Here is a 20,954-nt window from a genome sequence, read left to right as displayed (position 1 = left end):
CCTTCAAGGCGCCTTCATCTGGTGATGAAGCCCCTCGGAGGACCGTCGTTGGTGGCTCAAAGGCGTGAATCGGTGGCAGCACGCCGCACGCTTGCACTTCGAGCGGCAGTGGCCAGAGTGGCCGAACGCCTGTCTGTCTTGGGTCAGTAGGCACCCATGTAGTCGCGCTTGCCGATCTCCATGCCGTTGTGGCGCAAGATGGCATAGGTGGTGGTCACGTGGAAGAAAAACTGCGGCAGTCCATAGTGCAGAAGGTATGCGCTTGCGGTCAGCTTCTTTTCCTTGGGGGTGCCGGGGCGCAATACGATCTCGCGGCTCTCGCTGGAATCGAATTGCTCAGGCGTGAAGGAGCCGATATGGGCCAAAGCTTTGGCGATCAACGCTTGCAGGTCGGCGAAGCTGACCTCGGTGTCGGGCCAGGACGGCACCTCGGCACCCGCCAGGCGGGAGGCAATGCCCTTGGAGAAGTCTGCGGCGATCTGTACCTGACGTACCAGCGGAAACATGTCAGGGAACAGCCGCGCCTGCAGCAGCGCATTGGGGTCGATATTTCTTTGCGTCGCCTGGTCTTCGGCCTTCTTGAGCACGTCGGACAGGGCGCGCAGCATCTGCTGCATGACGGGAACGGAGGCGTTGTACAGCGGGCTGGTCATGGTGAGTTCACTTCTAAAAAATTGGGCGCGATGGCCGGAGTTGGCGTGGCAGAGGCCCTGCCTACCATGCAAGGCTAACAGCACAGGGTGAACTGAATCGCCCCGGCTTTTGTGGCCAGCTTTTCTTCCCGCTGGTAGTCGGAGCCGCCGCGTTGAAGGGCAGGTCACTGGCAAGAAGCGGACGTCAATTGCAGATGCACGACAGACCGTGATCGCTGCATAGCAGTCGGTCGACCTCTCGCATCGAAGGACCGCTTCGGGCCCGAAGCGGCTGTACAGCCCGAGCTAAAGCAGTCCTCTTTAGGGTGCGTTGATGTTGATATGCAGATCTGGTCAGCGTCGGCTTTTGGCCGCATTCTGCCGCAGGCGCGCAGGCGCGCAGGCGCGCAGGCGTCAGTAGGCTCATAGTGGCCTTGGAGATTTGCTCCGAAGCGGACGTCTCAATCTTCACGATTTTCGTAAGTGGGCGTCTGGCCAGCTATAGATAAGAATATGAAGTCGGCCAGACAACGCATAGGTGGCATGCAGGCGGCAATTTGCGTCAACTTCCCACCTCTCTGCGGCTACTCGTCCATCATCGGTATGCCGTACCCGTTCAGGTTCGCCGAGCTTCTTCCTTGCCGATCCTGTGTCATCGGAAAATGCCAACCCAAATGGCAAGGCATGTCTGTATTGGGCATAACGATCCGCGCCATCGGAGTAGAAGAATATGGTGTTAAAGAATAGTGGCCTAACGCCCATTGGCTGATCGTCTATTCCTAGAAACCAAGCTTCATCGGTGAATGCAAAAGAGACTCCGCCGCTAGGGCGCTCGATGTAGGCGCGATAGTCGTCTTCGGGAAGTTCAAGTTCGTCGCTCAAGTCAAAGCCAAGTGCAGTGAACGCCGCCTGGAGGTCCAAAGATGTTATGGGCAGCCCAAGGAATGGATACAGGATCTCGACGTTCATGGTTCCCTTGATCAATCGCTAGAAGAGTGCGTACTCCAGCTAACGGTGAGGAGATGCGAGCGTCAGCTTTGAGGGGAATTTGGTCTCGCTCAGGAGTGGCCGCTCATGGCCGATAGTACCCATTCGCGCGAGGGCGAGAGATGTCGGAAACCGCTGCAAAGCAGCTGCTCGCATTGTCTGCCGACGATCAGCATGGAGCGCATGGCTGCCACCGAGGCCTGCACCACAAGCACCTCAATCGAACCGAATTCCCTCCATCACAAGGGCTTCAGCAGTTGCACCCCAAAGAACCTGTTCACCAGGGCGGGCCGCGAAACACGCAGCCCGCAGACCAGCCGCTAACCGCCAGTCTCAAGCGCTGCGCGTCGCGCCTTCTCGCTCAGCTGAAACAGCTCCCCCGCCTTGCGAGCGAGATCAGCTGCAAGCCAAAGCACGTTGTCCAGTCGTCGAGGCCCGTCACCGCTGCACCAGTCGATCTCTTCCCCGTGGCAGACCCACAGGAGCGCTTCGAGCTGAGACAGGGTGTTTTCGAGAAGATCCGCCGGGTCTTGGGCGTTGTCTTCGGGAGCTACCGGCGTGCGAGGCCGGGCTATAGTCTTGGTAGCCATTTTTGTGCGTTTCCTTCCAAGGTGTTGCACGAACTTGGTTAGACGGCCGGGGTGCTAGTAACACCTCGGCCGTCGCCTTTTGATACCTCGCATTTGCCTCGCTGCTTTCGCACCGACGACCTGCCGCGAGGCAAGCAGCCTTCAAACATCTCGGTAGTGGTGGGGGTGTGGCGCCTTTCTTCTTCCCTTGGTGGGGTGTCGAGTGACAGGGGCATTCACTCTAGAGAAGAACCCGGCGAAGTAGCCGGTTCATGCGGCACGAAGTCTCGGCGAGCGCCAACAAATGCAGCTTCTGCGATGCGCCGCGCACGGACCTCGTGGGCCCGTGCCGCGCCAGTCCGAAGCGGCTCTGAACGCTCCCGTCGATGGGGTGCCTTGCGCAGCGAAATCAAGGAGGAGCCCGAAGGGCGGGGGACATTCGCGGAGCAAGGCGCCCCGTCGGCGGGAGCGCGGCAGAGCTTCAGTTCATCCAGCTGCGGGCGCGGTCCAGATGCTCACGGCACTCGCGCACCATGCGTTCGAGCAATTCAGCGCAGGTCGGGATGTCGTCGATCAGCCCGATGCACTGGCCGGCCGAGACCACGCCGTTGTGCACCTCGCCCGACTCCAGCGCCGCGCGGCCGCGTGCACCGGCCACCAAGGGGCGGATGTCCTCGAACTCGCAGCCGCCGGGACGGCGCTCGGTGGCCACCACTTCTTCGGAGATCGCGTTGCGGAACACGCGCGCCGTGTTGTGCAGCGTGCGGAACATCAGCTTGGTGTCGCGCTCGGTCGCGGCGACCAGTGCCTGCTTGATGTTGTCGTGGATCGGCGCTTCCTGGGTCACGCAGAAGCGCGTGCCCATGTTGATGCCCTCGGCGCCCAGCGCCAGCGCGGCGGCCATGCCGCGGCCGTCGGCGATGCCGCCCGACGCGATGATCGGAATGCGCAGCTTGCGCGCCGCCACTGGCAGCAGCACGAGGCCGGGCACGTCGTCCTCGCCCGGGTGGCCCGCGCATTCGAAGCCATCTACCGACACCGCGTCGACGCCGTTGCGCTCGGCCGAGAGCGCGTGGCGCACCGAGGTGCACTTGTGGACGATCTTCACGTCGTGGCGCTTCAGGGCCTCGATGAAGTCCTTCGGGCTGTTGCCCGCGGTCTCCACGATCTTCACGCCGCTGTCGATGATGGCCTGCACGTACTCGGCGTACGGCGGCGGCTTCACCGCCGGCAGGATGGTGAGGTTCACGCCGAAGGGCTTGTCGGTCATCGTGCGCGTGCGCGCGATTTCGTGGCGCAGGTCGTCGGGCGTGGGCTGCGTGAGCGCCGTGAGAATGCCCAGGCCGCCGGCGTTCGACACGGCCGCGGCCAGCTCGGCGCGGCCCACCCATTGCATGCCGCCCTGGATGATGGGGTAGCGGATGCCGAGCAGTTCGGTGATGCGGGTCTTCATCGTCGCAGCCGCTTACAGCGTGGTCACGAGTTCCGGCACGGCCGTGAACAGGTCGGCCACGAGGCCGTAGTCGGCCACCGAGAAGATCGGGGCCTCTTCGTCCTTGTTGATCGCGACGATGACCTTCGAGTCCTTCATGCCGGCCAGATGCTGGATGGCGCCCGAGATGCCCGCGGCGATGTACAGCTGCGGCGCGACGATCTTGCCCGTCTGGCCCACTTGCCAGTCGTTCGGGGCGTAGCCTGCGTCCACTGCAGCGCGGCTGGCGCCCAGGCCAGCATTCAGCTTGTCGGCCAGCGGGGCCATCACTTCGGTGAACTTCTCGGCGCTGCCCAGGGCGCGGCCGCCCGAGACGATGATCTTGGCGGCGGTCAATTCAGGACGCTCGCTCTTCGTGACTTCACGGCCGACGAAGGTCGACTTGCCGCTGTCTGCGACGCCTTCAGCGGTTTCGACCGTCGCGCTGCCACCGGTGGCGGCGGCTGCGTCGAAGCCGGTCGTGCGAACCGTGATCACCTTGGTGGCGTCGGTGCTCTGCACGGTGGCAATCGCGTTGCCGGCGTAGATCGGGCGCTCGAAGGTGTCGGGGCTATCGACCTTGGTGATGTCGGAGATCTGCGCCACATCGAGCTTGGCGGCTACGCGCGGTGCGACGTTCTTGCCGTTGGCGGTCGAGGGGAACAGGATGTGGCTGTAGTTGCCGGCGATGGCCAGCACTTGTGCGGCGACGTTCTCGGCGAGGTTTTCAGCGAGGCTGGCGCTGTCGGCAGCGATCACCTTGGACACGCCGGCGATCTGCGCGGCGGCCTTGGCGGCTTCGGCGGCGTTGGCACCGGCCACGAGGACGTGGACGTCGCCACCGCAAGCCAGGGCTGCGGTCACGGTGTTGAGGGTGGCCGGCTTGATGCTGGCGTGGTCGTGTTCGGCAATGACGAGTGCGGTCATGTTCGTTTCTTCCTCAGATCACTTTGGCTTCGTTCTTGAGCTTGTCCACCAGGGTGGCAACGTCGGGCACCTTGATGCCGGCACCGCGCTTGGGCGGCTCGCTGACCTTGAGGGTCTTCAGGCGGGGCTTCACATCCACGCCCAGGTCTTCGGGCTTGAAGGTGTCCAGCTGCTTCTTCTTGGCCTTCATGATGTTGGGCAGCGTCACGTAGCGCGGCTCGTTCAGGCGCAGGTCGGTCGTGATGACCGCGGGCAGCGTGAGCGTCAGGGTTTCCATGCCGCCGTCGACTTCGCGGGCCACGGTGACCTTGTCGGCTGCCAGGTCGACCTTCGAGGCGAAGGTGGCTTGGGGCAGGTCGGCCAAGGCAGCCAGCATCTGGCCCGTTTGATTGGCGTCGTCGTCGATGGCTTGCTTGCCCAGGATGATCAGCTGGGGCTGTTCCTTGTCGACCAGTGCCTTGAGCAGCTTGGCAACTGCGAGAGGTTGCAGCTCTTCAGCGGTCTCGACCAGGATGCCGCGGTCGGCACCGATGGCCATCGCGGTGCGCAGGGTTTCCTGGCACTTGGCATCGCCGCAGGACACGGCGATGACTTCGGTCACGATGCCCTTTTCCTTCAGCCGAACCGCCTCTTCGACAGCGATCTCGTCGAAGGGGTTCATGCTCATCTTGACGTTGGCAATGTCCACCCCGGTGCCGTCGCTCTTGACGCGCACCTTCACGTTGTAATCGACGACCCGTTTGACAGGCACCAGAACTTTCATGGCTGTTCCTCTTGAATGACAAAAATGGGAAAAGGGGTTACTCGAGCTTGGCGCCCGACTGCTTGATCAGGCGCTCCCACACGGGCCGCTCCTGCTTCCAGGCCGCGGCGAAGAGCTCGGGCGAGCTGTCCTTGATCTCGAAGCCCATGGCCGCCACGCGCTCGCGCACGTCGGGCTGCTGCGTGGCCTTGCGCACCTCGTCGGCGATGCGGTCGACGATGGCCTTGGGCGTCTTGGCGGGCGCGGCAATGGCGAGCCAGCCGGTCACGCGGTAGGCCTCGTCCTTCAGGCCCTGCTCGGCCAGCGTGGGCACATTGGGCAGCGTGCTCATGCGGCGCTCGCCGGTCACGCCGACGGCCTTGAGCTTGCCCGCGTCGATGTGCGGCTTGGCCGCGAGCGCGCTCGCGTAGGCCATCTGGATCTGGCCGCCGATCAGGTCCTGCACCATCGGCGCCTCGCCCTTGTAGGCGACGTGGTTCATGTCGGCCTGCTGCGTGAGGCTCATGTGCGCGCCGGCCAGGTGCGGGTAGGCACCCACGCCGTACGAACCGTAGGCGACCTTGCCCTTGTTCGCGGCCACGTACTTCAGCAGCTCGGGGCCGGTCTTGGCGGGCACGCTGGGGTGCACCACCAGCACCAGCGGCGCCATCGCGATCTGGTAGACCAGCGTGAGGTCGCGCTGCGTGTCGTAGGGCAGCTTCTCGTAGAGGAACTCGTTGGTCATGAGCGAGTTGCTCAGCGACAGCACGATGGTGTAGCCGTCGGGCGCGGCCTTGGCGACCGTGTCGGTGCCGATGATGCCGGCCGCGCCGGGCTTGTTGTCGACCACGAGGGGCTGGCCCATGCTGGCCGACATCTTCTGGCCCAGCACGCGCGCCAGCACGTCGGTCGCGCCGCCGGCCTGGAAGGGCACGACGAGGCGGATCGGCTTGTTCGGGTAGGGCGCCTGCGCATGCGCGGGGGCCAGCGCGAACAGTGCGGCGGTCGAGGCGGCCGCGCACAGCAGGGCGCGGCGGGTCGAGGGTTGATGGGTCATGGTTTGTCTCCCGTTCGGTTTCAGAAAATCGTTGTGAAGAAGCAGATCAAGATCACTTCAGCGCGATGCGCGTCTTGAAGGGCAGGGGTTCCAGGGCCTTCTGCAGCCGCTCCTGCAGTGCAGCGGCTTGTGCGCCCGCTGCGGCGGCGTCGATCTGCACGTGCACGAGGCTTTCGCCTTCGGTGCTCACCGCCGGCCGGGCCGCATCGCCCACGCCGAGCGCGGCGCAGACCTCGGCGACCGTGGCCGCCACCACCTGCCGCGCGGCCATGGCGCGCAGCTCGGGCTTGTAGATCTTGCCGACGTTGGTCATCGGCATCGTGGCGATCACCGACACCCACTTGGGGCGCGCGGGCGCCTCGTCGACGCGTGCAGAAGTGAAAGCCAGCAGTTCGTCTTCGGTGGCCGAGGCGCCGGGCACCAGCGTCGCGAAGATCACGGGCAGTTCGCCCGCGTAGGCGTCGGGCGCACCGACGGCGGCGCACAGCTGCACGGCCGGGTGCGCACCCAGCGCGTCCTCGATGGTCTTGGGGTCGATGTTGTGGCCGCTGCGGATGATCAGGTCCTTCGAGCGGCCCGTGAGGTGCAGCCGCTCTTCGGCGTCCATCCAGCCCAGGTCGCCGGTCGCGAGCCAGCCGTTGGCCGTGAAGGCCTTGGCGTTGTCGGCCGGATCGACGAAACCCGAGAACACGTTGGGCGACTTGAACAGCACCATGCCGGTCTCGCCCTGCGCCACCTCGCGGTCGCTGGCGTTGCCGTTTTCGTCCAGCGCCACGATGCGCACCTGCGCATAGGGCAGGCGAAAGCCGACGCAGCCCGCGGGCCCGTTCACGCCGGGCGGCGTGATGGTCGAGATGCCGGCCATCTCGGTCATGCCCAGGCTCTCGTGCACGTGCAGGCCGAACAGGCGCTCGAAGCGTGCGGCCAGCTCGGGCGACAGCACCGCGGCGCCGGTGCGGCAGTAGGTGATGGACGAGATGTCGGCGCCGTCCAGCGGCACGTTGGCCAGCGCGGCGAGCACCGTGGGCACGGCCGACAGCGAGGTCGGGCGGTACTTCTCGACCAGCTTCCAGTAGTTGGCCAGCACCTCCTTGTTGCGCAGCAGCGAGGGCGTCGGAATGATCACTTCCACGCCCGCCGACAGCGACGAGAGCGAAGCCGGCAGCACGCCCGCCACATGGAACAGCGGGTAGCCGTTGATCGAGATGCCCTGCTCGTTCATGCCCGCGAGCTGCACGCTGGCCCAGGCGGTGAACACCTGCGCGCCGTGGCTGTGGCGCGCGAGCTTGGGTGCGCCCGTGGTGCCGCCGGTGTGGAAGTAGGCGGCGATGTCGGTGGGGGCGATGTCGCGGCCGCTCATGAGGCGGTCGCTCGGTTGCGCGGCGCGCAGCACGTCGAACTCGGCCACGCCTTCGGGTAACGCACCCGCAGCGCCCGGCGCTTCGTCGTGCGGCGCCACGCGCAGCACGGTGGTGAGCGTGGGCACCTGGCCGCGCAGGCGCATCGCCTTCGACCACATGCCCGATTCGCTGTCCGAGCCGTAGGCGATGAGCACCTTGGCGCGGCCCGCGGTCATGAGCGCGACCAGCTTCTCGTCGGTGAGCAGCGGGTTCAGTGGCTGCACGATGCCGGCCGCTTCGCCGCCCCACAGCGCCAGGTGGTACTCGAGGCAACCGGGCAGCAGCACCGCGACCGCATCGTCAGGCCCCACGCCCAGCGTGTGCAGCAGGTTCGCGGTCTGGTGGATGCCAGCGAGCAGCTGCGCATACGACCAGCGGATGGGTTCGTCCGCCGGGTTGCCGCTGCGCAGGAAGGTGAGCGCGGTCTTGTCGCCGAAGGCCGCGCCGGAATTGCGGAAGAGCTCGTAGGTGCTGCGCACCGTGAGCGCTTCTTCGAGCGGCGTCTCCTCCAGCCGCCGGATGTCGGCGAGACCGCGCACCGGGAACAGGGGGCGGAACGGCGCGCTGGCCGTTCCCGTGGGGTTGTTCTTGTCGTTGCCTGTTGTCATGTTGTCTCCTTGAGGGGGTCTTGCCGGCTGCGGACGGAGGCCGTGTCTTACTGGTTCGTGATCTTGTTGTCGCGAATGACCTTGCCCCAGCGCTCGAAGTCCTGGCGCATGCGCGTGGCGGTCTGTTCCGGCGTGCCGTAGGCCGCGAAGGAGCCCACGCTCTGCAGCTTCTCGCCGACTTCCTTGTCGGCCAGCGCCTTCTTCAGCTCGGCGCTCATGCGGTCGACCACGGCCTGCGGCGTGCCGGCCGGGGCCAGCAGCCCGCCCCACGAGGTGGCGTCGAAGCCGGGGAAGCCTTGCTCGGCCACGGTCTTCACGTCGGGCAGCAGGCTCACGCGCTTGCCGGAGCCCACGGCGATCGGGCGCAGCGTGCCGGCGCGGATGTGCGGGATCACGGCCACGAGGTCGGAGAACATCGCGGGCACCTGGCCGCCGATCAGGTCGGTCACGGCCGGGGCGCTGCCGCGGTAGGGCACGTGCTGCATCTCGAACTTGCCGATGTTCTTCAGCTGCTCGGTCGTCAGGTGGCCGAAGCTGCCGGCGCCGGCGGTCGTGTAGTTGAGCTTGCCGCCGTCGGCCTTGGCCTTGGCGATCAGGTCCTGCAGGCCGTTCACGCCGGGCAGCACCTTCGGGTTCACCACCATCACGATCGGCAGGTCGTACACCGTGCCCACGGGCGTGAAGTTCTTGAAGATGTCGTAGGGCACGGTGCCGTACAGGTGCGAGGCCAGCAGCGTCGGCGTGGCCAGCATCACGAAGGTGTAGCCGTCGGGTGCGGCCTTGGCCGCAAAGGCCGCGCCGATGGTGCCCGAGGCGCCGCTGCGGTTGTCGACCAGGATGTTCTGCTTGAGCGACAGGGACATCTTCTGCGCCACGATGCGCGAAGCCACGTCGGTCGGGCCGCCGGGCGGGAAGGGCACGACCAGCGTGATCGGCTTGGTCGGCCAGGCCTGGGCGAAGGCGCTGCCGGCCAGCAGGGGAAGGGCCAGCGCGAGCAGGGCGCGGCGCACGGGGTTGCGGGGGGTACGGAGGAACGGGAAGGCCATGGATTTCTCTTCAGGGATGCGGGCGTTGTCTTCGCTGTGTGCGATCAGACGACGCCATTCGTTTTCAGCGCTGCCAGCTTTTCATCCGACAGGCCGAGCAGGGACTTCAGCACGTCGTGCGTGCCTTCGCCCAAAGTGGGCGGCGCGCTGCGCACGGGCAGGCGCTCGCCATCGAAACGGTAGGGCGGTGCCAGCACGTTGACCTCGCCGGCCACCGGGTGCGGCTGCTTGGTCACCAGGCCGGCGTCGGTCGCGCGCGGGGAGTTCAATGCCTCCAGCAGGCCCAGCACTTCGCCGCAGGGGATGCCCGAGGCGTTGAGCTTTTCGAGCAACGCAGCGCGCGGGCGCTTCGCGAGTTCGGCGTGCAGCTCGGGCAGCAACGCGGCGCGGTTGGCCGAGCGCAGGATGTTGGTCTTGAAGCGCTCGTCGGCCGCCAGGTCGGGGCGCTCGATCACCTCGGTGCAGAAGCGCATGAACTGCGCGTTGTTGCCCACGGTGATCACCAGCGGGCCGTCGGCCGCGTCGAACACGCCGTAGGGCACGATCGACGGGTGCGAGTTGCCGTAGCGCGGCGGGTCTTCGCCCATCAGCAGCGCTTCGAGGCCGTAGTAGGCGGTGATCATCAGGCCGCAGTCGAACAGCGCCATCTCGATGTGGCGGCCCGTGCCGGTCTTCTCGCGCTGGTAGAGCGCGGCCAGCACGGCCTGCGCCGAGTACATGCCGGTGAACAGGTCGACGGCGGCCACGCCGAACTTCAGCGGCGGCTGGTTGGCTTCGCCGTTGAGCGCCATCAGGCCGGCCTCGCCCTGCACCACGAGGTCGTAGCCGGGGCGTGCGGCCTCGGGGCCGGTGCGGTCGTAGCCAGAGATCGAGCAGTAGATGAGGCCCGGGTTCTCCTTGCGCAGCTGTTCGTAGCCCAGGCCCAGCTTGTCGATGCCGCCGAACTTGAAGTTCTGCAGCACCACGTCGCACTGCTTCGCGAGGTCGCGCGCGATCTGCTGGCCTTCGGGCGTCTGCAGGTCGAGCGTGACGGAGCGCTTGTTGCGGTTGACGCTGTTGAAGTAGGCGGTTTCGGTCTTGCCCACGCGCAGGCCCCAGTCGCGCGTGTCGTCGCCGCGGCCCGGGTGCTCGACCTTGATCACCTCGGCGCCCATGTCGGCCAGCACCATGCCGCACCAGGGGCCGGCAAGGATGCGGGACAGATCGAGGACGCGCACGCCGGCGAGCGGCAGCGAGGAATTCAGCGAGGGCATGGGAACAACTCCAGGAAAACGAAAGGCCCCCGCATCTGCATCGGCATGCACACGCGGGGAAGGGCGCGGCGCGTCAGGACGCGTCGGGCTGGGGTGCGTGGCGCAACGCGACGAAGTCGGCCTTGCGCTTGCCGAGGAAGGCGCCGATGCCTTCGGCGGCTTCGGCATCGGCCTGCGACGCCACCATGTAGACCGCTTCGGCCTCGAGTTGTTCCTCGAGCGTTGCACGATGGGCCTGGCGGCACAGCGTCTTGATGCGTGCACTCGCGCGCTGCGGGCCGTTGGCCACCTTGGCCGCGAGCGCGATGGCCTCGGCCAGCGCGGCGCCCTTGTCGGTCAGGCGGTTCACGGCGCCCATCGCGTGCAGGCGCTCGGCCGTGAGGCGGTCGCCGGTGAGGCACAGCTCGGTGAGAAGCTGGCGCGAGACGAACTCCGCGAGGAAGGCCGTGGCGCCGCCGTCGGGCGTGAGGCCGACCTTGACGTAGGCCACCGTGTAGAACGCATCGCGCGCCGACACCAGCATGTCGCAGGCCAGCGCCATCGACAGGCCCGCGCCGGCCGCGCCGCCTTCGACGGCCGCGATCACGGGCTTGCCGCAGTCGCGGATCGCGCGGATCAGGTCGTGCAGGCCTTCGAGCTTCTCGCGGCGTTCGGCCTCGGGCAGTTCGCGGCGCTTGGCCAGCAGGTTCAGGTCGCCGCCCGAGCAGAAGAAGTCGCCTGCGCCGGTGAAGACGATGGCGCCCACCTCGGGGTCGTTCTGCGCGTCGGTGAGCGCGGCGGAGAGTTCGGCGTACAGCGTCGGCGTGATCGCGTTGCGGGCGGCCGGGTTGCTGTTGGTCAGGATGCGGACCGAGCCCTCCTGCGAGATGAGGACGGTCTTGTCCGTCATGCCGCGACCTCTTTGCCCAGAGCGATGTAGCGCTGCAGGTGGTGGTCTTCGTCGCCGAGCTGGTGGTCGATCATCACGAGGCGCTTGGCGTAGTGGGGCAGCGGCAGCTCCCAGGTCATGCCGATGCCGCCGTGCATCTGGATGCTCTCCTCGGCCACCAGCGCCCCGATGCGGCCGATGCTGAACTTGGCGGCCGACAACGCGCGCTCGCGCGCCACGCGGTCGCTGCCGTCGATGGCCGCGGCGGCGTTGATCACGGCCGAGCGGGCCTGTTCGATCTCGAGCAGCAGGTCGGCCATGCGGTGCTGCAGTGCCTGGAAGCTGCCGATCAGGATGCCGAACTGCTTGCGCGTGCGCAGGTACTCGAGCGTGGCGGTCTTGGCGGCTTCCATTGCGCCCAGGGCTTCGGCGCACAGCGCGAGCACGCCGCGGCCGATGGCGCGCTCCAGCGTGGCCGCGCCCTGGCCTTCGGCGCCCAGCAGCGCGTCGGCGCCGAGCGTCACGCCGTCGAGCGTGAGTTCGGCCACGCGGCCACCGTCGATCGCGGGGCAGCCGCGCACGGTGAGGCCGGCGGTCTTGGCGGGCACGAGGAAGAGCGAGATGCCGGCTTCATCATCGACGTTGCCCGAGGTGCGAGCCGAGACGAGGAACAGGTCGGCCTGTTCGCCCTGCGGCACCACGGCCTTGGCGCCTTTCAGCACCCAGCCGTCGCCACGGCGCTCGGCCTTCGTGGCCACGCGCGTGCGCTCGTAGTGCGTGTCGGCCTCGTCGTGCGCAAAGGCTGCCACGGTCACGCCGTTGACGATGTCGCCGATCTTCTCTTTCTGCACGTCGCTGCCGGCGGCGCTGATCGCCTCGCCGACCATCACGGCGCCCAGCAGCGGCTCGACCACGAGGCCGCGGCCCAGCGCTTCGAAGACCACGGCGATGTCGAAGCCGCTGCCGCCGAAGCCGCCGTCGGCCTCGCTGAACAGCGCGCCGATCACGCCGAGCTCGGCGAAGTTCTGGAAGATTTCCTTGCTGAAGCCGTGCGCCGACTTCGCGATGCGGTCGCGCGCATCGAAGGCGTACTGCTCGGCGATGAAGCGGTTCAGGCTGTCGGCGAGCATGCGCCGGTCTTCGGTGTGTTCGAAGTTCATGTGCGTGTCTCCTTTACAGCCCGAGGATCATCTTGGAGATGATGTTCTTCTGGATTTCATTGGAGCCGCCGAAGATCGACAGCTTGCGGTTGTTGAAGTAGCGCGCGGCTGCGGCCGATGCGTAGGCGGGGCCGAAGGTCTCGCCGTCGAAGCCGTCGTGCAGCGCTTCCTCGACGAAGGGACGTCCGTACACGCCCATCGCACGGCGCGCGAGCGACGAGATCTCCTGGCGGATCTCGGTGCCGCGAATCTTCAGCATCGAGCTTTCCGCGCCGGGCACGCCGCCGCCGGCCACCGCCGCGATCACGCGCAGGTTGGTCGTCTTCATGTTCTCCAGGTCGATCTCGACGCGCGCCAGGCGTGCCGCGAAGGCCGGGTCTTCGGCGAGCGGCTTGCCGTTCTTGGTCTGCGAGGCGGCGATGCCCTTGAGCTGTTCGAGCGCGGCCACCGAGAAGCCCACGCCCGCGATGTTGGTGCGCTCGTAGGTCAGCAGGTACTTGGCGCAGGTCCAGCCCTTGTTCTCTTCGCCCACGAGGTTCTCGGCCGGCACGCGCACGTCGGAGAAGAACACTTCGTTGACTTCATGCTCGCCGTCGAGCGTGATGATCGGACGCACTTCCACGCCGGGCGAGGTCATGTCGACCAAGAGGAAGCTGATGCCTTCCTGCTTCTTCGCCTCGCGGTTGGTGCGCACCAGGCAGAAGATCATGTTGGCGTGCTGGCCCAGCGTGGTCCAGGTCTTCTGGCCGTTCACGATGTAGTGGTCGCCCTGCGCGTCGATGCCGCGCACGGCCGTGGTCTTCACCGCGGCCAGGTCGGAGCCCGCGCCGGGTTCCGAGTAGCCCTGGCACCACCAGTCGGCGCCGCTCAGGATGCGCGGCAGCCAGTAGCTCTTCTGCGCTTCGTTGCCGTACTTGATGAGCACCGGGCCCAGCATGTTGACGCCGAAGGGCACGATGCGCGGCGCGAAGGCTAGGGCGCATTCGTTCTCGAAGATGAACTTCTCGACCGCGGTCCAACCCGGGCCGCCGTATTGCTCGGGCCAGTGGTTGGCGAGCCAGCCGCGCTCGTTCAGGATGGCGTGCCATTCCTGCATGTCGGCCTTTTCCAGGATCTTGCCGCTGCGCACCTTGTCGGACAGCCGCGCGGGCAGCTTGTTCGCCAGGAAGGTGCGCACTTCGCTGCGGAAGGCTTCTTCTTCAGGGGTGAAGTTCAGGTCCATGTCTTATCTCTCGGATGGAGGGTTGACGTATTCAAGTGGAACCCCGCGGAACCGGCTTTGCCGGGCCGCAGGGGTTGCCCCCGGAAGGGGGTTGGAGAAGCGACACGAAGTGCGCGAAGCCTGGGGGAGAGTGAAGGCTGTCAGTAAATTTCGAACAGGCCCGCGGCGCCCATGCCGCCGGCGATGCACATCGTGACCACGGCGTACTTGGCGCCGCGGCGCTTGCCTTCGAGCAGCACGTGGCCCGTGAGGCGCGCGCCGGTCATGCCGAAGGGGTGGCCGATGGAGATCGCGCCGCCGTTCACGTTCAGGCGTTCCGACGGAATGCCCAGCTTCTCCTGGCAGTAGATCGACTGCGAGGCGAAGGCTTCGTTGAGTTCCCACAGGTCGATGTCCTGCACCTTCAGGCCGTGGCGCGCGAGCAGCTTGGGCACGGCGAAGACCGGGCCGATGCCCATCTCGTCGGGCTCGCAGCCGGCCAGCGCCAGGCCGCGGAAGGCGCCCAGCGGCTTCAGGTTGGCGCGCTCGGCGTCCTTGGCTTCCATCATCACGCAGGCCGAAGCGCCGTCGGACAGCTGCGAGGCGTTGCCGGCGGTGATGAACTTGTCGTCGCCCATCACGGGCTTGAGCTTGGCCAGCGCCTCGTAGGTGGTGCCGCGGCGGTTGCAGTTGTCTTCCGTGGCGGTGACTTCGCGGTGCGTGACTTCCTTGGTCTCCTTGTCGGTCACGGCCATCGTGGTGGTGCAGGCCACGATCTCGTCCTTGTAGCGGCCGGCCAGCTGCGCTTCTTCGGTCTTGCGCTGGCTCTCGGCGGAGAAGCGGTCCTGGGCTTCGCGGCTGATGTTGTAGCGCTTGGCGACGATGTCGGCGGTGTCGATCATCGCCATGTAGAGCTCGGGCTTGTGCTCGACGATCCACGGGTCCAGGCTGAGGTCGCCGCCGTCGCCGGGGCTGCGGCCGCGGATCTGCGAGATGCTTTCCACGCCGCCCGCGATCATGGCCGGCGCGCCGTCCACCACGATGCGGCCGGCGGCCATGGCGATCGCCTGCAGGCCCGAGGCGCAGAAGCGGTTCACGGTGGTGCCGGCGATGCTGATGGGCAGGCCCGAGCGGATGATCGACTGGCGCGCGATGTTGCGGCCGGTGGTGCCTTCGGGGTAGCCGCAGCCGAGGATCGCGTCCTCGATCAGCGCCGGGTCCAGGCCCGAGCGCTCGACCGCGGCCTTCACCGCGAACGAGGCCAGCGTGGCGCCGGAGGTGATGTTGAATTCGCCGCGGTGCGCCTTGGTGAGCGGGGTGCGGGCGGTAGAAACGATGACGGCTTCACGCATGGGGTTGTCTCCTGGACGGTGGGCTCTAACGGTTACTCGGATTGATTCAGGCTGGCGAAATCGGCGCCGCGTTCGACCAGCTCCACGAGCAGCGGCGACGGCTTCCAGAAGATCGGGTCGGCCTTGGCGAACTCGCGGATGTCGGCGAGCACCTTGGGCAGGCCCACGGTGTCGGCGTACTTCATGGGGCCGCCGCGGTGGCGCGGGAAGCCGTAGCCGTAGAGGAAGGTCACGTCCACGTCGAGCGGGCGCAACGCGATGCGCTGGAGCACGACGTTGGCGCCTTCGTTGACCATGGCGGCCATGTAGCGGCGCATGATTTCTTCTTCGGTGAAGGTGCGCGGCGTGATGCCGGCGCGCACGCGCTCGGCGTCGATGATGGCCAGCACCTCGGGGTCGGGCACGCCGGTGCGCGCGCCTTCGGGGTACAGGTAGTAGCCGCGCTGCGTCTTCTGGCCGAACCAGCCGCGCTCGCAGATGCGGTCGGCCACCTGCACGTAGCGCGCCTGCGGGTCGCGCGTGGCGGCCTTGCGCTTGCGCGTGGCCCAGCCGATGTCGCCGCCGGCCAGGTCGGACACCTGGAACGGGCCCATCGGGTAGCCGAAGTTGCGCACGGCCGCGTCGATGTCGTAGGGCGAGGCGCCGTCTTCCATCATGTGGTCGGCGGCCTGGCGGTACACGGCCAGGATGCGGTTGCCGATGAAGCCGTCGCACACGCCGGCGCGCACGGGCACCTTCTTGAGCTTCTTGGCGAGTTCGAAGCCGGTGGCGACCACGTCGGCGCTCACCTTGGCGGGCACCACAATCTCCAGCAGCTTCATGATGTTGGCGGGCGAGAAGAAGTGCAGGCCCACCACGTCCTGCGGACGCGAGATGCTGGCGGCGATCTCGTCGATGTCCAGGTACGAGGTGTTGGTGGCGAGCACGGCGCCCTTCTTGCACACGCGGTCGAGTTCGGCGAACACGGCCTTCTTGACGCCCATTTCCTCGAACACGGCCTCGACCACGATGTCGACGTTGGCGAACGCGTCGTAGCTCGTCGAGCCCGAGAAGCGCGCCATCACGGCGGCCTTGGCCTCGGGCGTCATGCGGCCCTTGGCGATGAGGCCGTCGTACACCTTCTCGACGTGCGCACGGCCGCGCGCCAGGCTGGGCTCGTCGCGCTCGACCATGGTCACGGGCAGGCCCGCGTCGAGCATGGCCACGGCGATGCCCGCGCCCATGGTGCCGCCGCCGACGATGCCGGCCGAGGTGAGCGCGCGCGGGCTGGCCGAGCGGGTCTCGGGCGCCTTCAGCACTTCGCGTTCGGCGAAGAAGGCGTGGATCAGGCCGGCGCGCTGCGGGCTGTCGATGCACTGCAGGAACAGCTTGCGTTCCAGCGCCATGCCTTCGTCGAAGGGCAGCGTGAGCGCGCCTTCGACGGCTTCGACGATCTTCATCGGCGAGAACAGGCCGCGGCTCTTCTTGGCGGTGTCGGCGCGCGCGGCCTCGAGGGCGGCGCGCGCCGCTTCCTTGTCGGCCAGGCCGGCGGCTTCGCGCGTGCGGCGCACCGGGGCGTTGGCGGCGACGAGTTCCTGCGCGTAGGCGAGGCCTTCGGCGCGCGCATCGGCTTCAGCGCCGAGGCGGTCGACGAGACCGAGCGTCAGCGCTTCCTTGGCGCCCGCATGGCGGCCGCTGAGCATCAGTTCGAGCGCGGGCTTCACGCCGATCAGGCGCGGCGTGCGCTGCGTGCCGCCCGAGCCGGGCAGCAGGCCCAGCGCCACTTCGGGCAGGCCCAGCTTGGCGGTGGGCGATGCGAGGCGGTAGTGCGCCGACAGCGCAATTTCCAGCCCGCCGCCGAGCGCCGCGCCGTGGATGGCGGCGACCACCGGCTTGCTGCAGTTCTCGATCTTCAGGCAGACCTCGGGCAGCGAGGGCTGCTGCGGCGCCTGGCCGAACTCGCGGATGTCCGCGCCGGCGATGAAGTTGCGGCCCGCGCCGACGATCAGCACCGCCTTGGCGCCGCTGTCGGCCTCGGCCGCGTCGATGGCAGCGGCCAGGCCGCGGCGCACGTCCACGCCCAGGGCGTTGACGGGCGGGTTGTCGATGGTCACCACGCACACGTCGCCTTGACGCTGGAAGGTGACGGGACCGTTGGACGTGGAAGGGCTGGGAGTGGGGGTGGCCATGTGCGTGTCGCTTGTCTCTTGCTTGCGTGGCAGGCCCTCGTGAAGTCTCGAGGGGTCCGGGGCTCTGGGGAGCCCTGCATTCTTGGCCGGCATCGCTGTTTTGACAATTGCATAGGTGGTTGACAGACTGTCAAAGAATTTTTGACACAATTCGCCCATGGACCTGCAATCGCTCACCCTGCTGGTGGAAATCCTTGACGCGGGCAACCTGAGCGCGGCGGCGCGCCGGCTCAAGATGACCCGCGCCAACGTCAGCTACCACCTGAACCAGCTGGAGCGCTCGGTGGGCGCGCAGCTGATCCGGCGCACCACCCGGCGCGCCGAGCCCACGGAGATCGGCCTGCGGCTGTACCAGCACGGCGTGGCCATCCAGGGCGAGCTGCTGGCGGCGCGCGAGTCGGTCACCGCGCTGGGCGAGGGCCTGCAGGGCCGCGTGCGCCTGAGCGTGCCCAGCGGCTACGGCCAGCTCGTGATGGCCGACTGGCTCATCGACTTCAAGCGCCAGTACCCCGGCATCGTGCTCGACGTGGTGTTCGAGAACCGCATCGAAGATTTGTTGCGCGACGAGGTCGACATCGCCATCCGCGTGATCCCCGAGCCGCCGCAGAACCTCGTGGCGCGCGAGATGGGCCCGGTGCGCTACGTGGCCTGCGCCACGCGCGCGTACGCCGAGCGCCACCCGCTGCCCGTGCAGCTGGACGCACTGCGCGCCACGCCGGTGGTCACGGCCGCCGTCATCGGTCGGCAGCTGCGCATCTCGGCCTACCAGGGCGAGACGCGGCGCGAGGTGATCCTGGAGCCGACGCTGATCTCGGAAAACTTTTTATTCCTGCGCCAGGCCATCCTCGCGGGCCTGGGCGTGGGCCTCGTGCCCGACTACGTGGTGCAGGAAGACGTGCGCCGCGGCGACGTGGTGACCACGCTGGACGACTGGCGCCTGTCGATCTTCGGCACCCAGATGTTCATGCTCTACATGCCGAACCGCCAGCACACGCGGGCGATCCGGACGTTCATCGATTTCATCCTGGCGCGGGTGCGGCCGGAAGAAGCCGAAGAAGCTCAGTCGCAGCGGTAGACGACTTCGCCCGCCGGCACACCCTCTGCGGGCACCTCCGACAGCGTGCTGCTCAAAAAGCGCATCGGCGCGCCGAAGTTGCGGCAGTAGTTCTCGGCGTCCTGCGCGGTGGGCGACTTGAACACGCCGTCGGCCAGGAAGGTGACGCGCGGCGCGGGTCGCGAGACGCAGCCCGCGCCGATGAGCAGGGCCGGAACGAGGACGGAGACAGCAGCGAATCGGCGCATGGGGCAGGGCGGAAAGAAGAGGTCGCGACTGTAGCCGCTCGCCCGCGTCAGTCGGCCAGCCACACGCTGCCGTCCGCCGCCTCGCGCAGCGCCAGCGGCGTGAGGCGCGCGCCGCGGCAGGGGCCACCCACGCAGCGCCCGGTGTCGGGCTCGAAGATCGCACCGTGCCGCGCGCACATCAGGTAGCGCCCGGAGCTTTCGAGGATCTGGCCTTCGAAATCGAGCGGGCCGCCGGCGTGCGGGCACTGGTTCAGGTAGCCGTGCACGGCGCCCTGCCAGCGCACCGCGAAGGCCGGCGCGCCGCCGGGCGCGGTGAACAGGGCTGCGAGGCCGCCGTCGGCGAGTTCGGTGGCGATGGGGTGGGCGGTCGGGGCGGGCGCGGTCATGGGGAGCGAGCCTACCAAGGTCCGCCACGGGGCTGGCGCCCGGGGGGAAACCTCCGTGGCATCACATGTTCCGGCTATGTCATCCGACCAATAGACGCAGGGGCGTGCCGTTTTCACAATGCATCCGCTCGCTTTCATTCGTCCGTGCATCCTTGTGTCAAGGGGGATTCCCACCGATGAGCACGCTGAAACAGGGCTGGCGCGGGGCCGATGTCCGTCGCCTGCAGGAGGCCCTGAACCGCAAGCTGCAACCCAGCCCCGCCCTCGTACCCGATGGCGACTACGGCCCCGTCACCCGGGCGGCCGTGCTGCGCTTGCAGGCCGCGCACTGGCTGTGCGAGGACGGCGAGGCCGGCCCCTGCACCCGCAACGTGGCCTTCGACAACGAAACCCACGCGCCGCTGCTGCACCCCGTGGCGCTGATCCCGCAGCCCGCGCCCGCGCTGTGCTGGGCCGCGGCCACCGCGATGCTCACACGCGCCACCGTGCAGACCGTGCTGGCGCGCACGCCCTGCGAACTGATGGGCGCCGACGGTGCCTTGCGCCGCTGCGTGGACAGCGACCGCCATGCGCAGGGCAGCCGCGATGACGACGACGACAACCGCCGCTTCGCCGCCGCGCACGGCCTCACGCTGCGGCCCCACGGCCCGTGGACCGTCGCTGCGCTGCGCACCGCGCTGCACGCGGGGCCGCTGATGTTCGACCTGCGCTGGGGCGCCAAGGGCGGCGCGCCTGTCGGCCAGCCGGGCCACATGGTCGTGCTCGTGGGCATCCGCGGCGACAACGACCCCGGCGGGGGTGGCACCACGCTGCGCTTGTTCGACCCCTGGCCGCCGGGCCGGGGCGCGCGCAGCTCGACCAGCCATGTGCGCTGGATGCAGGCCGTGGCCGACCGCATCTGCGGGGTGTTCCAGCGGTAGTGGCGCCTGGCTGTTGTGGCCGTTGGCACCGGCGCATGAAAAAATCCTGACTTTCCGCGAACCGTTTCGGCGGGTGGCCGCCTCTTTCCAAGCGGGAGGGGCGTTCTGTTCCTCCGCATTCACACGTCACGGATCGAAGGAAACCACCATGCTCTACGTCAAGAACCTCCCCGGCTGGGAACGCGCCCTGCGCATCGCCCTGGGCCTCATCGGCCTCGCCTTCGCCGCCCTGAACTGGCCGGCGGACGCCATGGCCGTCGCGGTCGGCCTCATGGGCGCCATGCTGGCCCTCACCGGACTCGTCGGCTTCTGCCCGATGTGCGCGATGGTCGGGCGCAAGCTCGACAAGGGCCGCTGACCCATGGCCCCCGCAGCGATCGACCGCACCTGCCTGATCCTGGCTGCGCAGACCGGCGACCCTGTCGCCATCGAGGGCCTGCTCGCCGCCTGCCAGACCGACGCGCGCCGCTACGCCCGCCGGCACTGCCAGGCCAGCGACGTGGACGACGCGGTGCAGGAATCGCTGCTCGTGGTCGCGCGCCGCGTGCGCGGGCTGCAGGCGGCCGCGGCGTTCTCGTCGTGGCTGTTCACCGTCATCCGGCGCGAATGCCTGCGCCTGCAGCGCGCGATGTTTCGCCACGACCCGCTCGACGAAGACACGGTCGAGCGACAGCTCGCGGCCCGCAGCGACCACGCGCTGCGCATCGACCTGGCCCACGCGCTCGAATCGCTGCCGGCGCACTACCGCGAGGTCGTGCTGCTGCGCGACTTCGAGGAACTCACCATCGCCGAGATCGCTGAGCGCCTGGGCGAGCCGCCGGGCGCCGTGAAGAGCCGGCTGCACCGGGCGCGCCTGCTGGTGCGCGAGTACCTGCTGGGGTAAGGGTGTCGCGGGGGCGATGCGA

Annotated in this window: 20 protein-coding genes; 4 read left to right on the top strand and 16 right to left on the bottom strand. The window is 67.9% G+C overall.

Going from position 1 to position 20,954, the window contains the following annotated elements; all coding sequences use genetic code 11:
- Positions 1-143 precede the first annotated feature (143 nt).
- The 14 genes from ACAM52_RS24570 to ACAM52_RS24505 all read right to left on the bottom strand — a co-directional run bounded on the left by ACAM52_RS24570 (position 144) and on the right by ACAM52_RS24505 (position 17,441).
- Positions 144-653, bottom strand: a complete 510-nt coding sequence (locus tag ACAM52_RS24570) for a DUF1993 family protein (RefSeq protein ID WP_369644801.1) — start codon at positions 651-653, stop codon at positions 144-146.
- Positions 654-1,100: 447 nt separating this feature from the next.
- On the bottom strand, positions 1,101-1,601 hold the full coding sequence (locus ACAM52_RS24565) for a hypothetical protein (protein ID WP_369644800.1): 501 nt from the start codon (positions 1,599-1,601) through the stop codon (positions 1,101-1,103).
- A 1,068-nt stretch (positions 1,602-2,669) separates the two neighbouring features.
- The gene (locus ACAM52_RS24560; RefSeq protein WP_062470992.1) at positions 2,670-3,641 is read right to left on the bottom strand and encodes a nitronate monooxygenase family protein; all 972 of its coding nucleotides are present in this window, start codon (positions 3,639-3,641) and stop codon (positions 2,670-2,672) included.
- 12 nt (positions 3,642-3,653) lie between these two features.
- The gene (locus tag ACAM52_RS24555) at positions 3,654-4,586 is read right to left on the bottom strand and encodes an electron transfer flavoprotein subunit alpha/FixB family protein (protein ID WP_307695657.1); all 933 of its coding nucleotides are present in this window, start codon (positions 4,584-4,586) and stop codon (positions 3,654-3,656) included.
- 13 nt (positions 4,587-4,599) lie between these two features.
- The gene (locus ACAM52_RS24550) at positions 4,600-5,349 is read right to left on the bottom strand and encodes an electron transfer flavoprotein subunit beta/FixA family protein (RefSeq protein WP_070060185.1); all 750 of its coding nucleotides are present in this window, start codon (positions 5,347-5,349) and stop codon (positions 4,600-4,602) included.
- Positions 5,350-5,386: 37 nt separating this feature from the next.
- Positions 5,387-6,385 carry a tripartite tricarboxylate transporter substrate binding protein gene (locus ACAM52_RS24545; RefSeq protein ID WP_095948125.1) on the bottom strand — a complete coding sequence of 333 codons (999 nt, stop codon included), beginning with the start codon at positions 6,383-6,385 and terminating at the stop codon, positions 5,387-5,389.
- 52 nt (positions 6,386-6,437) lie between these two features.
- Positions 6,438-8,393 (bottom strand): acyl-CoA synthetase, encoded by a 1,956-nt coding sequence (locus tag ACAM52_RS24540; protein WP_369644799.1) that lies wholly within the window; start codon positions 8,391-8,393, stop codon positions 6,438-6,440.
- Positions 8,394-8,440: 47 nt separating this feature from the next.
- Positions 8,441-9,439, bottom strand: a complete 999-nt coding sequence (locus ACAM52_RS24535) for a tripartite tricarboxylate transporter substrate binding protein (RefSeq protein WP_095743558.1) — start codon at positions 9,437-9,439, stop codon at positions 8,441-8,443.
- A gap of 44 nt (positions 9,440-9,483) precedes the next feature.
- Positions 9,484-10,692, bottom strand: coding sequence for a CaiB/BaiF CoA transferase family protein (locus ACAM52_RS24530; RefSeq protein WP_369644798.1), 1,209 nt, complete (start codon positions 10,690-10,692; stop codon positions 9,484-9,486).
- 73 nt (positions 10,693-10,765) lie between these two features.
- The gene (locus ACAM52_RS24525) at positions 10,766-11,581 is read right to left on the bottom strand and encodes an oxepin-CoA hydrolase, alternative type (RefSeq protein WP_369644797.1); all 816 of its coding nucleotides are present in this window, start codon (positions 11,579-11,581) and stop codon (positions 10,766-10,768) included.
- Positions 11,578-12,720 (bottom strand): acyl-CoA dehydrogenase family protein, encoded by a 1,143-nt coding sequence (locus ACAM52_RS24520; RefSeq protein WP_369644796.1) that lies wholly within the window; start codon positions 12,718-12,720, stop codon positions 11,578-11,580. The genes ACAM52_RS24525 and ACAM52_RS24520 overlap by 4 nt, the downstream gene beginning before the upstream one ends.
- Positions 12,721-12,733: 13 nt before the next feature.
- Positions 12,734-13,942, bottom strand: a complete 1,209-nt coding sequence (locus ACAM52_RS24515; protein WP_369644795.1) for an acyl-CoA dehydrogenase family protein — start codon at positions 13,940-13,942, stop codon at positions 12,734-12,736.
- Positions 13,943-14,082: 140 nt separating this feature from the next.
- Complete coding sequence (locus tag ACAM52_RS24510) at positions 14,083-15,273, bottom strand: acetyl-CoA C-acyltransferase (RefSeq protein WP_062478557.1); 1,191 nt, start codon at positions 15,271-15,273, stop codon at positions 14,083-14,085.
- Positions 15,274-15,305: 32 nt separating this feature from the next.
- The gene (locus tag ACAM52_RS24505; RefSeq protein WP_369644794.1) at positions 15,306-17,441 is read right to left on the bottom strand and encodes a 3-hydroxyacyl-CoA dehydrogenase NAD-binding domain-containing protein; all 2,136 of its coding nucleotides are present in this window, start codon (positions 17,439-17,441) and stop codon (positions 15,306-15,308) included.
- A gap of 157 nt (positions 17,442-17,598) precedes the next feature.
- Between ACAM52_RS24505 and ACAM52_RS24500 the strand changes: the two genes are divergently transcribed.
- A complete protein-coding gene (locus ACAM52_RS24500; RefSeq protein WP_062478562.1) occupies positions 17,599-18,516 on the top strand; it encodes a LysR family transcriptional regulator in 918 nt (305 codons plus the stop codon).
- Here ACAM52_RS24500 and ACAM52_RS24495 read toward each other — a convergent pair.
- Together ACAM52_RS24495 and ACAM52_RS24490 are read right to left on the bottom strand one after the other, a co-directional pair.
- Entirely contained in the window at positions 18,501-18,743 is a 243-nt protein-coding gene (locus ACAM52_RS24495) for a hypothetical protein (RefSeq protein WP_095743565.1), read from the bottom strand. The genes ACAM52_RS24500 and ACAM52_RS24495 overlap by 16 nt on opposite strands.
- 47 nt (positions 18,744-18,790) lie before the next feature.
- Entirely contained in the window at positions 18,791-19,129 is a 339-nt protein-coding gene (locus ACAM52_RS24490) for a Rieske 2Fe-2S domain-containing protein (protein ID WP_062478568.1), read from the bottom strand.
- 176 nt (positions 19,130-19,305) lie between these two features.
- Between ACAM52_RS24490 and ACAM52_RS24485 the strand changes: the two genes are divergently transcribed.
- The 3 genes from ACAM52_RS24485 (at position 19,306) to ACAM52_RS24475 (ending at position 20,932) form a co-directional block, all read left to right on the top strand.
- Positions 19,306-20,049 (top strand): peptidoglycan-binding protein, encoded by a 744-nt coding sequence (locus tag ACAM52_RS24485; protein ID WP_369644793.1) that lies wholly within the window; start codon positions 19,306-19,308, stop codon positions 20,047-20,049.
- A gap of 148 nt (positions 20,050-20,197) precedes the next feature.
- The gene (locus ACAM52_RS24480) at positions 20,198-20,407 is read left to right on the top strand and encodes a DUF2892 domain-containing protein (protein ID WP_369644792.1); all 210 of its coding nucleotides are present in this window, start codon (positions 20,198-20,200) and stop codon (positions 20,405-20,407) included.
- Positions 20,408-20,410: 3 nt separating this feature from the next.
- The gene (locus tag ACAM52_RS24475) at positions 20,411-20,932 is read left to right on the top strand and encodes an RNA polymerase sigma factor (protein ID WP_369644791.1); all 522 of its coding nucleotides are present in this window, start codon (positions 20,411-20,413) and stop codon (positions 20,930-20,932) included.
- Positions 20,933-20,954: the final 22 nt, after the last annotated feature.

This window comes from Variovorax sp. V118, from assembly GCF_041154445.1.
GTDB classification, from domain to species: Bacteria; Pseudomonadota; Gammaproteobacteria; order Burkholderiales; family Burkholderiaceae_C; genus Variovorax; species Variovorax boronicumulans.
The sequence above is the reverse complement of the archived record's forward strand: the minus strand, read 5'-3'. Positions and strand labels throughout refer to the sequence as shown.

Coding starts and splice junctions, on each gene's coding strand:
- ACAM52_RS24555 (WP_307695657.1), bottom strand. CDS start 4,586: ATGACCGCACTCGTCATTGCCGAACACGACCACGCCAGCATCAAGCCG.
- ACAM52_RS24550 (WP_070060185.1), bottom strand. CDS start 5,349: ATGAAAGTTCTGGTGCCTGTCAAACGGGTCGTCGATTACAACGTGAAG.
- ACAM52_RS24510 (WP_062478557.1), bottom strand. CDS start 15,273: ATGCGTGAAGCCGTCATCGTTTCTACCGCCCGCACCCCGCTCACCAAG.
- ACAM52_RS24480 (WP_369644792.1), top strand. CDS start 20,198: ATGCTCTACGTCAAGAACCTCCCCGGCTGGGAACGCGCCCTGCGCATC.
- ACAM52_RS24475 (WP_369644791.1), top strand. CDS start 20,411: ATGGCCCCCGCAGCGATCGACCGCACCTGCCTGATCCTGGCTGCGCAG.
- ACAM52_RS24525 (WP_369644797.1), bottom strand. CDS start 11,581: ATGACGGACAAGACCGTCCTCATCTCGCAGGAGGGCTCGGTCCGCATC.
- ACAM52_RS24570 (WP_369644801.1), bottom strand. CDS start 653: ATGACCAGCCCGCTGTACAACGCCTCCGTTCCCGTCATGCAGCAGATG.
- ACAM52_RS24545 (WP_095948125.1), bottom strand. CDS start 6,385: ATGACCCATCAACCCTCGACCCGCCGCGCCCTGCTGTGCGCGGCCGCC.
- ACAM52_RS24560 (WP_062470992.1), bottom strand. CDS start 3,641: ATGAAGACCCGCATCACCGAACTGCTCGGCATCCGCTACCCCATCATC.
- ACAM52_RS24530 (WP_369644798.1), bottom strand. CDS start 10,692: ATGCCCTCGCTGAATTCCTCGCTGCCGCTCGCCGGCGTGCGCGTCCTC.
- ACAM52_RS24520 (WP_369644796.1), bottom strand. CDS start 12,720: ATGAACTTCGAACACACCGAAGACCGGCGCATGCTCGCCGACAGCCTG.
- ACAM52_RS24495 (WP_095743565.1), bottom strand. CDS start 18,743: ATGCGCCGATTCGCTGCTGTCTCCGTCCTCGTTCCGGCCCTGCTCATC.
- ACAM52_RS24535 (WP_095743558.1), bottom strand. CDS start 9,439: ATGGCCTTCCCGTTCCTCCGTACCCCCCGCAACCCCGTGCGCCGCGCC.
- ACAM52_RS24485 (WP_369644793.1), top strand. CDS start 19,306: ATGAGCACGCTGAAACAGGGCTGGCGCGGGGCCGATGTCCGTCGCCTG.
- ACAM52_RS24505 (WP_369644794.1), bottom strand. CDS start 17,441: ATGGCCACCCCCACTCCCAGCCCTTCCACGTCCAACGGTCCCGTCACC.
- ACAM52_RS24500 (WP_062478562.1), top strand. CDS start 17,599: ATGGACCTGCAATCGCTCACCCTGCTGGTGGAAATCCTTGACGCGGGC.
- ACAM52_RS24515 (WP_369644795.1), bottom strand. CDS start 13,942: ATGGACCTGAACTTCACCCCTGAAGAAGAAGCCTTCCGCAGCGAAGTG.
- ACAM52_RS24565 (WP_369644800.1), bottom strand. CDS start 1,601: ATGAACGTCGAGATCCTGTATCCATTCCTTGGGCTGCCCATAACATCT.
- ACAM52_RS24540 (WP_369644799.1), bottom strand. CDS start 8,393: ATGACAACAGGCAACGACAAGAACAACCCCACGGGAACGGCCAGCGCG.
- ACAM52_RS24490 (WP_062478568.1), bottom strand. CDS start 19,129: ATGACCGCGCCCGCCCCGACCGCCCACCCCATCGCCACCGAACTCGCC.